Genomic DNA, 14,381 nt, shown 5'->3' with positions numbered 1-14,381 from the left:
TTTATAAATTACGGCATTGGTGACAAGTTAATGCTTCTTTAAAAAACCTGCTAAGATAGATGAAATTTCTAATTAAAGCTGTACGTTTGCCAATAAATCCAATTATTAAGCAGGGAATGCCAGGATTAGAAGGCGATCTTGGTACTAACATTAATGGTCCATCCCTGATTCGCGTTCCTGACTGGATTGAAAATCCCCTAGGACGCTATTATCTTTATTTTGCTCATCACTTGGGTAAATATATTCGTCTTGCCTATGCCGACTCTCTAGAAGGAGAATGGAAGATCTATGATCAGGGAACCCTAAACTTGAATGAAACAGCTTGCTTGGATCATATTGCTTCTCCAGATGTCCATGTTGACAATGAAGCCAAAGAAATACGGATGTACTTTCATGGCGACTATCAAGGGAGAGATAAGTATGATCAGATAACAATGGTGGCAAAATCTGAAGATGGTCTGCATTTTACTGCTTTGCCAGAGATACTTGGACCATACTATTTTCGAGTTTTCCAGCACAATGAATTCCACTATGCTATTGCCAACAACTGGTATGGTACAGTGATGAACAACCGTCCCATAGCTGGAATTTTACTGCGGTCGAAAGATGGTGTGACGGCGTTTGAGCCAGGACAAGATTTTATACTTAACCTACGACACGGTGCTGTATTGGTAAAAGGTGACAGGTTGCTCCTCTTTTATTCCAAATATGGCGATGCTCCCGAACGTATTTTAATGAGCTACGTGGATTTAACCAAGGATTGGGACAAGTGGATTCTTTCAGAACCAGTGACAGTTATGGAACCAGAAATGGATTATGAAGGAGTTGCTTTGCCTATTGTTTCTTCGGAGGTTGGTATTGCAGAAGAACCGGTGCGAGAACTGCACGACCCAGCTATCTACACCGAGGGAGAAAAGCTGTACTTACTCTATTCAGTAGCAGGGGAACAAGGTATTGCGATCGCTGAACTAAAATTTTGCTATTAATGGGACAGAGGATGGCATCGCTGGGGAACTCCTAGAAGCAGGGATTCCCAAAGAGCTTATTGTTCTAGGCTTTAAATCACCCGGAGTGAGGAAGCACACAGGGTTTGCAGTTGCCTAAAGTCACCCTGAATTCCATACGGTTTTGGTACAATTCCTTAACTATCGCTTTGCCCTCAAAGCCGAAGATCCAGAGAGACTCTTGTATTTAGCTATTCCTCTTGAAATTCACGAGACCTTCTTTGCCCGTCGCTTCGTTCAAATGATTACCCAAGAGTATCAACTGAAATTGATTGTATTCGAGCCAACTAAGTAGGAAATTGTTCAATGGCAAACCTAGAGTAATATCGGCAACTCGTCAAAGAAATTATAACCGAATATAGTAGCCACAAACCCGCTTATGGTGAAGTAGAAGTGGAATTAATCTTTGATACCGAAAGAGACCGCTACCAGCTTGTCCATGCCGGATGGAGTAATCATCGCCGTATTTATGGTTCCACAATCCACATTGACCTTAAAGATAATAAGATTTGTATTCAAAATGATGGTACAGAAGTTGGGATTGCTAACGTCTTAGTTGAACGCGGTATCCCTCACCAAGATATTGTTCTGGCCTATCATGCCCCTTACCTCAGGAAATTTACTGACTTCGCAGTAGGATAAGAAATAATAACTGAGCTTTTTAAATTGTCCATACCAAGAATAACCAGGAGGTTTTGATGGTAACTGCTTTAAGCACTCCCGATGCAACCTTAGCAGCAATTGAAGCCGCCTTACCCATTGACCCTCAGCCCTATACTATTGGCGATCGCGCCACGGGTTTGATCGTTGTGGATGTGGTCAATGGCTTTTGCACTGTTGGTTTTGGTCCTTTGGCTCCAACAGAACCAAATCAACAAATAGCCACCATGGTATCAGAAAGCGATCGCCTAGCCAAAGCTTTCACAGCCAAAGGTTGGCCAGTCTTAGCTTTCCTAGATACCCACGAACCAGGCAAACCAGAACCTCCCTATCCTCCTCATTGCGAGAAAGGGTCTGGGGAAGAAAAGCTGGTTCCTGAACTGGAATGGCTAGAAACTCATCCCCACACCACCTTAATTAAAAAAGACTGCATCAATGGTTTTATTGGTTCCATTGATGTAGATAGTGGCAACAATAGTTTAATTCGCTGGATAAACCAGCACAAGCTAGAAGCCTTAGTAGTTGTGGGCATCTGCACAGATATTTGTGTAATGGACTTCGTGGTTACGATGCTATCAGCACGCAATCATGATATGGTACCAACGTTAAAAGATATTGCCGTCTATACCGAAGGTTGTTCCACCTTCGACCTCTCGGCAGAGATGGCAGCCCAGCAGGGTTTGCCAAAGACGGCAATTCATCCCCAGGAAATCGCTCATCATGTTGGTTTATACACCATGGCAGAGCGTGGAGCGTTCATTGCTTCTACAATTTTGATGTGACCAATTCCAGGCATTGCTGAATCAAGGAATTAATATGAGTGGGGTGGGCATCCTGACCGCCGGAAAATATATTGAAACTGGCAAGATGCCAGTTTCACGCCAGATGCCCATTACACAGCAAGATGCCCATTACATAGCAAAAGCCTATTACATAGCAAAAGCCCATTAAACCTCACTCTTAAAATCATTCCATTATTAAGCAACGCCCAATCTCAATTTAAAAACCAAGTAAAATTTACCTTTTTAATAAAAAAAATGAAATCTCGACTAACAATTGTCACAGGTGCAAGCGGCGCTCTGGGTAACAGTTTTGTTCAACACTTTATACAGCAAGAAAATACCACTTGCGTAGCCATTTCTAGATCCCCTATGGAAACGGATGCCCTGCATTGTCAATTCGATCTTCTCGATAGCCAAGCCGCAGAGCAAGCCATCACTAATCTCGAGCTTTCGGAAGTTTCTGATGTGATCCTTATCCATGGCGTAGGCAAATTCAAATATGAAATCGAGACAGAAACCACCGAGGCAGACTGTGATGAAAAGGGAATTGATGATGAAATATTATCATCAAACTACCATACCTTTGTCAACGTAGCCCAGCCACTTGTCGAAAAACTTAACCAAGAGCATAAATGCAATCGCCAGACGACCCTTGCTCTTTGTGGTTTCGGTTCTGTTACGGATAAATATAAGATCCCTTTCTGGCGCTCTTATACTTACGCCAAAGATACCTTACGGAGCTATATCCAAGACCTAGCTAAGTCAGAAGACTGGCAAGGACTAATCAGGGGACGGTTTATCAATGTGAGTACTACAGACACAGGTAATGAAAACAAATTGCGACCCAATGCAACAGCTGAAGAGAAAAAATATTGGCTCAAGCCAGAAAAAATCGTCAAGCAATCTCTAGAATCTCTGGAGTCCTTGCAGCCTCTGTGGCAGGAAATAGATGTCTATGAACCCATGCCAGGATTCGAGCCAGACGACTATTACAGCAATTACGATAAAATTCAAGAAAAATGGCAACGACAGATGGGAGTGCCATCTTCATTAACTTAACTGCTTTTTTGCTAAACTTTTAACTGAGTAGTATTTCCTTATCCTTTTTTGGCAATAAGATAGGAAATACTCCTGGATCTAGGAAGTATAAATAGTAGTCTAATTGCTGCATAGGAAATTAAATTGGTTAAGAGTTATGGCAATATTACCTCCCCCAATAGTGTTAGACTCTCTACTGCATCAATGGCTCAAAGAAGATATTGGTAGAGGCGATCGCACCACCCAAGCTTTGTTCGCTCAAGAAGTTAGTTCTGGAAACGGACAATGGATCGCTAAGCAAGCAGGTACAATTGCGGGACTGACAATTGCAGCGCGGGTGTTCTATTTATTAAATGAAAAGGTCAGCTTTATCCCCCTAGTAGCAGAGGGAGAAAGTTGTCAGCCAAGCCAAGCCATTGCTCGTTTTCACGGACCATTTGATGCTTTGTTAATGGGAGAGAGAGTAGCTTTAAATCTAACTATGAGTCTGAGTGGCATTGCTACCCTAACCCGTCAGTATGCCGAAAAAATTGCTGATTTGCCTGCTCAGTTGGTGGATACTCGCAAAACTACTCCAGGCTTAAGACTCTTGGAAAAATATGCAACTCAAGTGGGAGGAGCTATTAACCATCGCATGGGCTTGGATGATGCGGTGATGATTAAGGATAATCATATTCAAGCGGCTGGGGGAATTGGGGAAGCGATCGCTCGAATTCGTAAGACTATTCCCTATCCTATGACCATTGAAGTAGAGACAACAACTCTCGCGGAAGTAGAAGAGGCTATCGCCCACAATGCTGATATTATCATGTTGGATAATATGCCAGTTGAGCAGATGGAGGTAGCAGTTAAGCTAATTCGCGTACGCAACAACAACATTAAAATTGAGGCATCGGGTAATGTTACCTTAAAGACGATTCGTGCAGTGGCAGAAACAGGAGTAGATTACATCTCCAGCAGTGCTCCCATTACTCGCTCTAGTTGGTTGGATTTGAGTATGAGATTAGGGAGTTTAGATCAACAGTAGTATCGCCATTTATCTCAAAGAGTATACCAAGTATACCCTGGGATATATTTTGAATAAAGTTCGAGCTTATTACTGTACTATTAACGAGGATGACTTGAGCGAGCAGCCATGACAGAGTTAATGAATGCTGTTATTCTTACCGGATTTGGAGGGCCAGAAAAACTGGTCTATACCCAAGTCCCTAAACCAGTACCGAAACAGGGAGAAGTGTTAATTAAAGTAGGAGCTTGTTCTGTTAATAATACAGATATAAATACTCGTACTGGCTGGTATGCTGCGGAGGATAATTTTCAAGATATTCTGCAAGATACCAAACACAATGACCCGAATCACTCCTCTTGCTGGGCGCAAAGTGGTATAGAATTCCCTCGGATTCAAGGTGCTGACATTGTTGGTCAAGTTGTGGAAATGGGTTCCGATGTAGAACCGCAACTCCTTCATCAACGAGTTATGGTTGACAGTTGGATTCGTGATGAAACTTTAGATGACTATCAATATGTTGGCAGTGAATTAGATGGGGGATTTGCCGAATATGCCCTCATTCCAGGGACCAATGTTTATCCCATTAAGTCTCCACTTTCCGATCTTGAACTCGCTACCTTTCCCTGTTCCTATTCCACAGCAGAAAATATGGTAACTAAGGGAAGAATTTCAGCAGCAGACACAGTATTGATTATGGGGGCTTCCGGTGGTGTAGGCAGTGCTTTGATTCAATTAAGCAAAATTAGAGGAGCCAAAGTTATTGCCATTGTTGGCGCTAATAAAGAGCATTTTGCAGAGGAGTTAGGTGCTGATTATGTCTATCGACGAGATGAGCAATTAGCCTCTAATTTAGAGCAACATCTAATTACTGTTGCTCTAGATGTGGTGGGAGGAGATTATTTTAATTTGATGATTAAAGCGCTTAAACCCAGAGGAAGATATGTTTCTTGTGGTGCAATTGGAAATCCCATGGTTACTCTAGATTTGCGGGATTTGATTTACAAGGATTTAGAGATGATTGGAGCAACGCGGCTTGAACCTGATGTGTTCCAGCAATTGGTTGGATATCTTGAAGAAGGTCTTTTAAAACCTTTGATTGCTAAAGTTTTTAAACTTTCGGCAATTAAGGATGCTCAGCAATTTTTTCAGACTAAAACCTTTTTTGGAAAAGTGGTTATAACCCCTGAGTAAATAACTCATTCTATAGTTAACATAAAAAAGAGGTAAATTTAGAGCATTAAATGAATATCACTTTAAAACTTTTAGATTGCACTCGCTCCAAACACAACCTTACATTACTTTATCAATATGACGAAATAACTTTTACAACTACTCTCTGGTATTCAACAGTTGACTTTCATCAGCTTGAGTCTGAGTATAGTCAGGAATACATGGAAAAAATTTATTTCCATATTTTGTTATTTCATGGTTTAAAAATATTAAGTTTAAAACCGACTCATCTGGATTTAGGAAAATATGGCAAATATTGGACAAATAATCTACAAAAACTATGGGAAGTAAGTGTTGAACAATGTTTAGGGCAGTGGCGGTATGAAACGGGTAATTTAGATTATCAAGGAGCCGAAATTATTCATCAAGATGTTACCACCATGAAAAGAGAAGCGGTAACTCTAGTTCCAGGAAGCACTCCCTTGCTTCTTTGTAATGGTGGTGGTAAAGATAGTCTACTAATGGCACGTTTGTTGGACGATAATAGTGTTCCTTTTGATAGTTTCAGTATTAACCTACACACCCATGCTAATCCTGAAGAGTTGTTTGAAATGCACGAACAACATCTTTACAAACTCCAAAATCCGCCACCCAAGATTCATCGTCAGTATATTATCGAGTCATTCCTCAATTCTCCAGCAGCTAAACTTCATGGGGTAGAAGGTGTACAGGTTTCTGAAATTAGAAACTATGAAGACTTGCCCCTCGCTTATGGTATATTTGGTATTCTTCCCATAATCCTTCAGGAGAAATATACCCAACTTTGTTATGGAAATGAAAAAAGTGCTGACAGCGAACAGGTTAAGGTAGATAATCAGGTGATTAATCACGCCTGGTGTAAAAGCACCGAATGTGAAATTTTTTATGAAGAATATATTCAACAAGAATTTATCAGTAATCTGACAATTTTTAGTTTACTCAAACCCATGTCAGATCCCTTAGTTTATCGGTTCTTATCTCAAAAATTTAGAGAAGAAGATCTCAAATTAGTTTATTCATGTAACACCAATCCTCCTTGGTGTAAATCCTGCCCTAAATGTGCTTACGTTTATTTATCTTATATGGCTTATGTTACTCCAGAGCAGGCAAATGAAGTTCAACACCTCTTAGGCAAGGAAAATCTTTTTGATCGCCCAGATTTACAGCTTTATTATCGTCAGTTGATGGGGCTAGAAGCTCATAATGCTTTTGAATGTGTGGGCGAAATCGAAGAAACGAAAATTGCTTTAGAAAAATGTGTTGAACGGGGATTTACTGGAGAGGCGATTAACTGCTATTCTAAAAAAGCCCGTCTAGATAGGAGCGAATATCAAAAGTTGTGGATACAATACCACCAACTGGATTTATCCTATCAGCGTCTGCCGCCAAAACTGATGGAAATCTTGCTAGAGGAATGTCAGAAATTGGAGAATAAATAAAATTTTATACTGGTTGTAAATATTACACACCATTGCAACAACAAATAATCAGGAGGTCTTGATGACAAGCAATGTAATCACAAAAGAGAGCTTTTTAACAGTTGCAGGTAAACGCTTCCACTACATTTGGTTGCGGGATAATTGCTTATGTCCCCAGTGCAGCCATCCAACTTCTTTTCAGAAGCTCTATGAGATTAGTGGCACCTCAACCCCAGAACCCTTATCTTGGGAAGAAAAAGATGGGGAACTGAGGATTACCTGGAAAGAAGATCCGGCTCATGTCAGTATATTCCCAATCTCTTGGTTGCTCGCTCATGCCTATGATGACGAATCAGAAGCAGGTAGTGCCAATCAACAGCCGGAATCAGATCCTCACAACCAGGAAATTCTGTGGGATAAAGCTTGGATAGAGGCAAACATATCCGGGTTGCAGGAAGCCCTTTCATCCGATCCTGAGTTGTGGCTCAATCAACTCCTTACCGTAGGATTCACCGTACTGCATAACATAGAATTTAAGGATTTGCAGCCAATGCTCGAATCCATTGGACCCATCTACAAAAGTGACTATGGATTGTTCGCACCATCAAAGACCACAAAGGAAGGAAAGGACTTAGCAGAGACTGGTAATGGGATGAGCTTGCATACTGACTATACCTATTGGCACACTCCCCCTCTCCTGTCGTGCTTGTATTGTGTGGAAAATGATGCTTCTGGTGGGGAATCACTTATAACAGACGGTTTTCGAGTCGTGGATGACTTTCGTCAGCAACATCCAGACCATTTTCAGCTTTTGACTCAAACTCCCATTCAGTTTAAACAGGTTTACACAGAATGGCAATACTTTTACTCTAGGACTCAGCCTATCCTAGAATTGGATGACTCCGGAAAGGTCACGAGAATCAACTTTGCCAATTCTCACAGCTACAGTTGGAAACTACCATTTGACCAGATGGAGGCATTTTATGCAGCCTACACAACCTTCTTTCTCTATCTAAAAAATCCCGTTTACCAATACTGCTTTCGTCTCCAACCGGGAGATCTTCTGCTGATGAATGACTCCAGGATTATGCATGGACGGAAAGCTTTTGCAGGTAATCGACATCTGGAAATCGCCTGTATTTCTTGGGACTTTTTGGAGGCAAGGCAGCGCTTTCATCAATATAAACATCTCTATGTAGATCGGTAAATCCTCCCATCTGAGAGATTTTAATAAGAGATTTTAATAAAATGAATTTACGAAGCGCTACAGTAGTGGTATTGACAAACTGAATATTATTACCAAACCGCTCACCATTCATAATATCCTTGATCAACAGTTCCACAGTACCACCAGAGTCAGCAGGACGAGAATAAGGAGCTAGGAAGTAGTGCGTAGGGTGCGTTAGGGGCGGACTAGCCCTTATTTTTCGCCTAGTAGTCAGCGTTGCGATAGTCCGCCCCGTAACGCACCACCAAAAGGCTCGCCCTCATTTTCTCGGTAGCCAGTGTTGGGACAGTCCGTCTGAAAAGAGCAGAAACGGGCAAGATCCCCATTCCACCAAGATCCCCATTCCACCAAGATCCCCATTCCACCAAGATCCCCATTCCACCCACCGGGTCAAACAGCTTTAATCAGATGCACCCTTAGCTTCTCTGTTACCCCCTAAGTTTAAGTATAAATCACCATGCCCTCACCATTCCCTGGAATGAATCCCTATTTAGAAAATTCAGCCTATTGGTCAAGCGTACATCATTGGCTAATTACGGAAATTGCTCGCTTATTAAACCAACAGTTAGCCCCTAAATATGTAGTTGCGGTAGAAGTGCGAATCTACGAAACTAGTGGAGAAAAGTCCACGCTTATTGGTATTCCTGATAATGTCATTGCTAAAAGCTCTGAAAATACGATCAGATATCCCGAGTCTAATGTAGCTGTTGCAGTCCCTCCTACCGAACCTTTAACCATAGAACTTGCTCTCACAGAAACTATTAAGCAAGGATATTTAGAAGTTAGGAGAGTTGGTACAGGAAAAGTGGTTACGGCTATTGAAATTATTTCTCCTATCAATAAAAATGTAGGAGAAGGTCGGATAAAATATGAAAAAAAACGTCAGCTTATTTTAAGTAGTAAAACAAATTTTGTAGAAATAGATTTACTACGTCAAGGGAATTCACTGATTAATTTAAATCAGAATATCGAGCGTGACTATCACATTTTAGTTAGTCCTAGTCATCAACGCCCTCAAGCCTATCTATATGCTTTTAACATTCAAGATGTGATTCCTGTTTTTCCTTTACCTCTATCTCCAGAAGATCCAGAAATAATTCTAGATTTACAAATGATTTTACATCAAGTTTATGACCAAGGACGCTATGATTTAATGATTGACTACAAACAAAAAATTATTCCTGCTTTATCAAAAGCTGATGCAATTTGGGTAGAAAATATTTTAAAAAACAAGGATTAAATTAAATTAGCTATTGTAAAAATTGACATCATAACTAGACTCGTTAAAATCAAAAAAAATCACCAGGTTTTTTGGTAAGAGTTATGGCAATATTACCTCCCCCAATAGGGTTAGACTCTCTACTGCATCAATGGCTCAAAGAAGATATTGGTAGAGGCGATCGCACCACCCAAGCTTTGTTCACTCAAGAAGCTAGTTCTGGAAACGGACAATGGATCGCTAAGGAAGCAGGTACAATTGCGGGACTGCCAATTGCAGCGCGGGTGTTCTATTTATTAAATGAACAGGTCAGCTTTATCCCCCTAGTAGCAGAGGGAGAAAGTTGTCAGCCAAGCCAAGCCATTGCTCGTTTTCACGGACCATTTGATGCTTTGTTGATGGGAGAGAGGGTAGCTTTAAATCTAACTATGAGTCTGAGTGGCATTGCTACCCTAACTCGTCAGTATGCCGAAAAAATTGCTGATTTGCCTGCTCAGTTGGTGGATACTCGCAAAACTAAGTAGGTGGGCATAAATAAACGTTAAAACTCAAAATAGGAAAATGAAGCTGAAAGCCTTTATTAAAGGGGTTTTCAGCATTTTGAATTTCAATCGCTATTTTACGGATAATTAAGCCCACCTACTTACTCCAGGCTTAAGACTATTGGAAAAATATGCAACTCAAGTGGGAGGAGCCATTAACCATCGCATGGGCTTGGATAATGGGGTGATGATTAAGGATAATCATATTCAAGCGGCTGGGGGAATTGGGGAAGCGATCGCTCGAATTCGTAAGACTATTCCCTATCCTATGACCATTGAAGTAGAGACAACAACCCTCCCGGAAGTAGAAGAGGCGATCGCCCACAATGCTGATATTATCATGTTGGATAATATGCCAGTTGAGCAGATGGAGGTAGCAGTTAAGCTAATTCGCGTACGCAACAACAACTTAAAATTGAGGCATCGGGTAATGTCACCTTAAAGACGATTCGTGCAGTGGCCGAAACAGGAGTAGATTACATCTCCAGCAGTGCTCCGATTACTCGCTCTAGTTGGTTGGATTTGAGTATGAGATTAGGGAGTTGGGATAAACAATAAATAAATTGAAACGGGCAAGATGCCCGTTCCACACAAGATGCCCGTTCCACACAGGGGATCTGGGAACAGGGAACGGGAAATAACCAATTTAAATACACATGAGCTTACCAATTTTCAAGAATATTCCTACAGATTAATAATTTCCCTATCTCCCTATCTCCCTATCTTCCCATCTCCCCATCTCCCCATCATCATCGCTAGCAAACATAAATGAAATTAGTATAAGGGTTAAGGGATTGGCACAAATTCATACTCCAAGCTAGAACTATTACTTGGTTCAATTGTCACCAAGTTGACCGGTTGATAGCGATCGCCTGATGGAAAAAAACGAATCGGAGCAGCAGCACCTCTAGCAAAAAAGTTCGGTGCTGAAAGTTCCTGTTGAACTCCGGTGCGACTAGGATTACGTCTAATCGCCGCACTTAAGGCTTGCACAGCATCATAAGCCATGGCTGTGCGCCAGTTAACATCAATACCCCAAAGCTGATCAGCGGTTTTGGGAAATTCCGAGCGAGGGTTGGCTAGGGGATGCCAGGGTAATGCTACTACCATCCCTTCAGCATCTTTACCTGCTACTGTCAATGTCTTGCTATTGTAAACTTGATTTCCCGCCAAAATCACTAATTGTTGACCTAAACTATTGCGGTGTTTGCTATTGAGCTGAACCACATTTAGTACCTGATGTTGGGTGCTAGAATCAGCACCTAACATCAGCGCTTGAGCACCACGATTAATCGCTTGTTTAAAGCTTTTAGCAGCACTAAAATTTTTCTCAGACACGTCAAACTCACTAACTACTCGTCCTCCTTCTAAGAAGACAGCGGTTACAAACTCTGACTTAAGAGACTGACTAGACTCACTTTGAGAATTGTAGAAAACAGCAACATTATGCTGTTTTAGGTCTTGCAGCATGTGTTTAGCTAATGCTCTAGCTGCCAGGAGATCATTCGCTACACTGCGAAAAACAAAGTCGCTAATTCCTGATAGCTTTACTGAAGTGCTAATGGGAGAAATTGTTACTAATTTTCCGGATTCATAGCTATCTGCTGTGGCTTGGGTCACCTTGCTGTTGAAATTACCAACAACTGCCAAAATCTCTGGCTTACTAACCAACTTTGATGCTAATTTTTTGGCTACCTCTGGATTATTATCATCATTAGCGATGAGGACTTTGATAGGAATACCTTTAATTCCACCAGCTTGATTGATTTCCTGTTGAGCTTGAGCCACACCCCGAAGTATATCTTTGGCAGTATTTATGTCATCACTAATGGACACAACAGCAGCAATGGTGTAAGAGGGTTTGTCCCCAATACGAGCATTATTAAGGTAGATGAGAGCTTCTGGATCATCACGGTGGAGGTCTAAGGATTCGGTGAATTTAACCACTGCCTCGTCGTAATTACCAGCAGTAACCGCTTCTACTCCTAGCTGTTTTTCCAGTGTTGTTGAATCAGAAAATAAAATATGGTCTCCCCGACTAAGGTAATTTGGTATGGTTGCTTTCTCTGAAGATGTATTTTTCGATACCAGGATAGATAAGGGAGATGTGGTCACTTTAAACCACCACAGACACCCAGATACCAAAGCTAAGGAGATCATCAATGATAGCCCAAGAAGCTTAGTTTCGTTGTTCTGATACATACGCTATTGCTAATTTTTATACAGGCCAACCCTGTTGATTACCCGGAATACTGCTTAATACTAATTTGTTTTGTAATCTTTCAAGGTAATTGATGAGTGGAATGGTTGACGGTTGACGGTTGACGGTTGAGGGTCAACGAAAAACCATCAACGGAGGTTGAAATAGTGACCCTGTAGAATACAACTAAATACAACTAAATACAACTAAATACAACTAGTTAACAAAAGCCCTTGTTGGATACTCCTGGTTAAGTAAATAACTTATGGAAATAACTTATGGAAATAACTTATGGAAATAACTTATGGTACAAGATTTGACCACTGATTAGGTGACAAAATGGCAAAAATATTGATCAGTCCTGAGTTCTTAGTTCTGATGCATGCTGATGGGTGAGTCCTTAGTTGTTAGTCAACTCGACTGTTGGCATTGCTGAATAGGGTTTGGGTACTCAAATCGAGTTAGGTCAGTTACCGATTACCGATTACCGATTACCGATTACCGATTACCGATTACCGATTACCGATTACCGATTACTGATTACCTATTACCCTCAATCATTCCAGAATTGGGCAACGCTCTTATTTCTATGTTGCCCCGTTTCTACTTGCTAGGAATCGGCACAAAGTCATAACCAAAGCTGGAACTATTACCTGGTTCAATCTTGACAAGCTGGACAGCCTGGTTGCGATCGCCTGATGGTAAAAAGCGAATTTTGCTGGATACTCCTTGGGGCTGAAAACCTGATCCGGATAGGGCGTTTTGGACACCGGAACGGCTTGGCTGCTGTTTAAGGGCTGCAATTAAAGCTTGAGTAGCATCGTAAGTCAAGGCAGTGCGCCAGTTCACATCTGAACCCCATAATTTAGTGGCGGCTTGGGGAAAGGGGGAATTTGGAGCGCCCAAAATATGCCAGGGGACTGCCAACACCATACTAGCCGCATCCTTACCACCGATTTGCAAGGTCTTGGGTTTGTAAAGACTATCCCCTGCTAGCATCGGTAAACGTCCATCATTGACTTGCACTACTAGTAACGCTTGGTTAAGGGTGGCGGAATTGGGGGCTAAGATCAACACTTCTGCACCTGTTTCGATCGCCTGTTGGACATCAACAGCAGCATTAAAGTTAGGTTTAGTAAAGTCAAACTCTCTCACCACCTCGCCGCCATCAGCAAACAGGGCAGTGGTAAATGCATCAGCAAGAGATTGGCTGTAGTTGCTCCGGGAATTAAAAAAGACAGCTGCTTTGCGTAGATTTAATTGATTTAGCATGTAGCGAGACAGGGCGCTACCAAAAAAGCGATCGCTAGGGATAGTCCTAAAGACATAATTACCCAGTCTTGAAATAGTTACTGAGGTACTAGTCGGAGAAATCACCACCAACTGATTCTCTTGATAAACCTCTGCGGCTGCCAGGGTGACCTCACTGCTAAAATGACCAATAACCCCCAAAACATCTGGATTATCCACAAAAGCTTTAGCTATTTTTTTAGCAACCTTGGTATCATTGTCATCATTAGCAATCAGCACCTTCAATGGTATATTATTAACGCCACCCCTAGCATTGATTTCCTGTTGGGCTTGGGCAACACCCCGTAACATTTCTTTGGCTGCATTTACCTCGACACCAATAGGTATTGAGATCGCAATTGTATAAGACTCAGATGTACCGATCCGAGCGTTATTGAGGTAAATCAAAGCTTCTGGATCGTTTTTCTTACTTTTAAGCGATGCCTCCAGTAAGGAAGCCGCTTTACCATAATTCCCAGAAGCAAATGCTTTGACTGCTGCCTGTTTTGCTGGTGTTACCTCTGTTGATATTAAGCTTCTATCTCCGGCACTAAGGTGCTCTGCTATGATTATCTGAGGCTTAATGTTTGTAGTTTTTGGAGTTACCTTAGCCCTAGGTTCATCTTCCTCCGTTTCCTCCGGAAATGGCAGTGTGATTATCTGACTTTTCTGAAGCCACCATAACCCTCCCAACACCATAGCTACCGTAATCACCATGGATAGCAAAAGAACACTCGTTTCGTTTTTCATCGGACATAAGTTCCGTTGTCAGTTACCCTGCA

General features: G+C 41.6%; 14 protein-coding genes and 5 pseudogenes. 15 read left to right on the top strand and 4 right to left on the bottom strand.

Annotated features, from left to right (window positions below; all coding sequences use genetic code 11):
- Positions 1–59: 59 nt before the first annotated feature.
- The 11 genes and pseudogenes from F6K37_RS04495 (at position 60) to F6K37_RS04445 (ending at position 8,327) form a co-directional block, all read left to right on the top strand.
- On the top strand, positions 60–986 hold the full coding sequence (locus F6K37_RS04495; protein ID WP_287248452.1) for a glycoside hydrolase family protein: 927 nt from the start codon (positions 60–62) through the stop codon (positions 984–986).
- Positions 987–990: 4 nt separating this feature from the next.
- Positions 991–1,104: pseudogene (locus F6K37_RS04490) on the top strand (element excision factor XisI family protein); the annotation flags it as partial.
- Between the two features lie 21 nt (positions 1,105–1,125).
- Positions 1,126–1,299: pseudogene (locus F6K37_RS04485) on the top strand (element excision factor XisH family protein); the annotation flags it as partial.
- Positions 1,300–1,340: 41 nt separating this feature from the next.
- Positions 1,341–1,646: pseudogene (locus F6K37_RS04480) on the top strand (XisI protein); the annotation flags it as partial.
- A gap of 56 nt (positions 1,647–1,702) precedes the next feature.
- Positions 1,703–2,446 carry an isochorismatase family protein gene (locus tag F6K37_RS04475; protein WP_008190782.1) on the top strand — a complete coding sequence of 248 codons (744 nt, stop codon included), beginning with the start codon at positions 1,703–1,705 and terminating at the stop codon, positions 2,444–2,446.
- 13 nt (positions 2,447–2,459) lie between these two features.
- Complete coding sequence (locus tag F6K37_RS04470) at positions 2,460–2,615, top strand: hypothetical protein (protein ID WP_287248449.1); 156 nt, start codon at positions 2,460–2,462, stop codon at positions 2,613–2,615.
- A gap of 86 nt (positions 2,616–2,701) precedes the next feature.
- Positions 2,702–3,505 carry an SDR family NAD(P)-dependent oxidoreductase gene (locus F6K37_RS04465; RefSeq protein ID WP_008190792.1) on the top strand — a complete coding sequence of 268 codons (804 nt, stop codon included), beginning with the start codon at positions 2,702–2,704 and terminating at the stop codon, positions 3,503–3,505.
- Positions 3,506–3,641: 136 nt separating this feature from the next.
- Complete coding sequence (gene nadC, locus F6K37_RS04460) at positions 3,642–4,511, top strand: carboxylating nicotinate-nucleotide diphosphorylase (protein ID WP_287248446.1); 870 nt, start codon at positions 3,642–3,644, stop codon at positions 4,509–4,511.
- A gap of 108 nt (positions 4,512–4,619) precedes the next feature.
- Positions 4,620–5,684: an alcohol dehydrogenase family protein gene (locus tag F6K37_RS04455; RefSeq protein ID WP_287248444.1), complete on the top strand. Its 1,065-nt coding sequence runs from the start codon at positions 4,620–4,622 to the stop codon at positions 5,682–5,684.
- A 50-nt stretch (positions 5,685–5,734) separates the two neighbouring features.
- A complete protein-coding gene (locus F6K37_RS04450; RefSeq protein WP_287248442.1) occupies positions 5,735–7,141 on the top strand; it encodes a MurL C-terminal domain-containing protein in 1,407 nt (468 codons plus the stop codon).
- A gap of 61 nt (positions 7,142–7,202) precedes the next feature.
- The gene (locus tag F6K37_RS04445) at positions 7,203–8,327 is read left to right on the top strand and encodes a TauD/TfdA family dioxygenase (RefSeq protein WP_287248440.1); all 1,125 of its coding nucleotides are present in this window, start codon (positions 7,203–7,205) and stop codon (positions 8,325–8,327) included.
- 231 nt (positions 8,328–8,558) lie between these two features.
- On the opposite strand, the gene F6K37_RS04440 is transcribed toward F6K37_RS04445, so the two are convergent.
- Positions 8,559–8,696, bottom strand: a complete 138-nt coding sequence (locus F6K37_RS04440; RefSeq protein WP_287248437.1) for a hypothetical protein — start codon at positions 8,694–8,696, stop codon at positions 8,559–8,561.
- 109 nt (positions 8,697–8,805) lie between these two features.
- Here F6K37_RS04440 and F6K37_RS04435 point away from each other — a divergent pair, with 109 nt between their 5' ends.
- The 3 genes and pseudogenes from F6K37_RS04435 to F6K37_RS04425 form a co-directional block, all read left to right on the top strand.
- Positions 8,806–9,588: a DUF4058 family protein gene (locus F6K37_RS04435; protein ID WP_287248436.1), complete on the top strand. Its 783-nt coding sequence runs from the start codon at positions 8,806–8,808 to the stop codon at positions 9,586–9,588.
- An 83-nt stretch (positions 9,589–9,671) separates the two neighbouring features.
- Positions 9,672–10,085, top strand: a pseudogene (locus tag F6K37_RS04430) (nicotinate-nucleotide diphosphorylase); the annotation flags it as partial.
- Positions 10,086–10,212: 127 nt separating this feature from the next.
- A pseudogene (locus F6K37_RS04425) lies at positions 10,213–10,667 on the top strand (nicotinate-nucleotide diphosphorylase); the annotation flags it as partial.
- Here F6K37_RS04425 and F6K37_RS04420 read toward each other — a convergent pair.
- A complete protein-coding gene (locus tag F6K37_RS04420; RefSeq protein WP_287248464.1) occupies positions 10,586–10,765 on the bottom strand; it encodes a hypothetical protein in 180 nt (59 codons plus the stop codon). The pseudogene F6K37_RS04425 and the gene F6K37_RS04420 sit on opposite strands and share 82 nt — an antisense overlap.
- Positions 10,766–10,895: 130 nt before the next feature.
- Positions 10,896–12,311 carry an ABC transporter substrate-binding protein gene (locus tag F6K37_RS04415; RefSeq protein WP_287248434.1) on the bottom strand — a complete coding sequence of 472 codons (1,416 nt, stop codon included), beginning with the start codon at positions 12,309–12,311 and terminating at the stop codon, positions 10,896–10,898.
- A gap of 441 nt (positions 12,312–12,752) precedes the next feature.
- Here F6K37_RS04415 and F6K37_RS04410 point away from each other — a divergent pair, with 441 nt between their 5' ends.
- A complete protein-coding gene (locus tag F6K37_RS04410; RefSeq protein ID WP_287248433.1) occupies positions 12,753–12,923 on the top strand; it encodes a hypothetical protein in 171 nt (56 codons plus the stop codon).
- On the opposite strand, the gene F6K37_RS04405 is transcribed toward F6K37_RS04410, so the two are convergent.
- Entirely contained in the window at positions 12,913–14,349 is a 1,437-nt protein-coding gene (locus F6K37_RS04405; RefSeq protein ID WP_287248430.1) for an ABC transporter substrate-binding protein, read from the bottom strand. The two genes, F6K37_RS04410 and F6K37_RS04405, sit on opposite strands and share 11 nt — an antisense overlap.
- Positions 14,350–14,381 lie beyond the last annotated feature (32 nt).

This window comes from Moorena sp. SIO4E2, assembly GCF_010671945.1.
GTDB classification, from domain to species: Bacteria; Cyanobacteriota; Cyanobacteriia; order Cyanobacteriales; family Coleofasciculaceae; genus Moorena; species Moorena producens.
This window is presented reverse-complemented; position numbering and strand designations above follow the sequence as displayed.

What these genes read in the sequence shown, in the direction of transcription:
- nadC (WP_287248446.1), top strand. Translation starts at nt 3,642, where the DNA reads ATGGCAATATTACCTCCCCCAATAGTGTTAGACTCTCTACTGCATCAA.
- F6K37_RS04445 (WP_287248440.1), top strand. Translation starts at nt 7,203, where the DNA reads ATGACAAGCAATGTAATCACAAAAGAGAGCTTTTTAACAGTTGCAGGT.
- F6K37_RS04450 (WP_287248442.1), top strand. Translation starts at nt 5,735, where the DNA reads ATGAATATCACTTTAAAACTTTTAGATTGCACTCGCTCCAAACACAAC.
- F6K37_RS04465 (WP_008190792.1), top strand. Translation starts at nt 2,702, where the DNA reads ATGAAATCTCGACTAACAATTGTCACAGGTGCAAGCGGCGCTCTGGGT.
- F6K37_RS04405 (WP_287248430.1), bottom strand. Translation starts at nt 14,349, where the DNA reads ATGAAAAACGAAACGAGTGTTCTTTTGCTATCCATGGTGATTACGGTA.
- F6K37_RS04455 (WP_287248444.1), top strand. Translation starts at nt 4,620, where the DNA reads ATGACAGAGTTAATGAATGCTGTTATTCTTACCGGATTTGGAGGGCCA.
- F6K37_RS04495 (WP_287248452.1), top strand. Translation starts at nt 60, where the DNA reads ATGAAATTTCTAATTAAAGCTGTACGTTTGCCAATAAATCCAATTATT.
- F6K37_RS04435 (WP_287248436.1), top strand. Translation starts at nt 8,806, where the DNA reads ATGCCCTCACCATTCCCTGGAATGAATCCCTATTTAGAAAATTCAGCC.
- F6K37_RS04475 (WP_008190782.1), top strand. Translation starts at nt 1,703, where the DNA reads ATGGTAACTGCTTTAAGCACTCCCGATGCAACCTTAGCAGCAATTGAA.
- F6K37_RS04415 (WP_287248434.1), bottom strand. Translation starts at nt 12,311, where the DNA reads ATGTATCAGAACAACGAAACTAAGCTTCTTGGGCTATCATTGATGATC.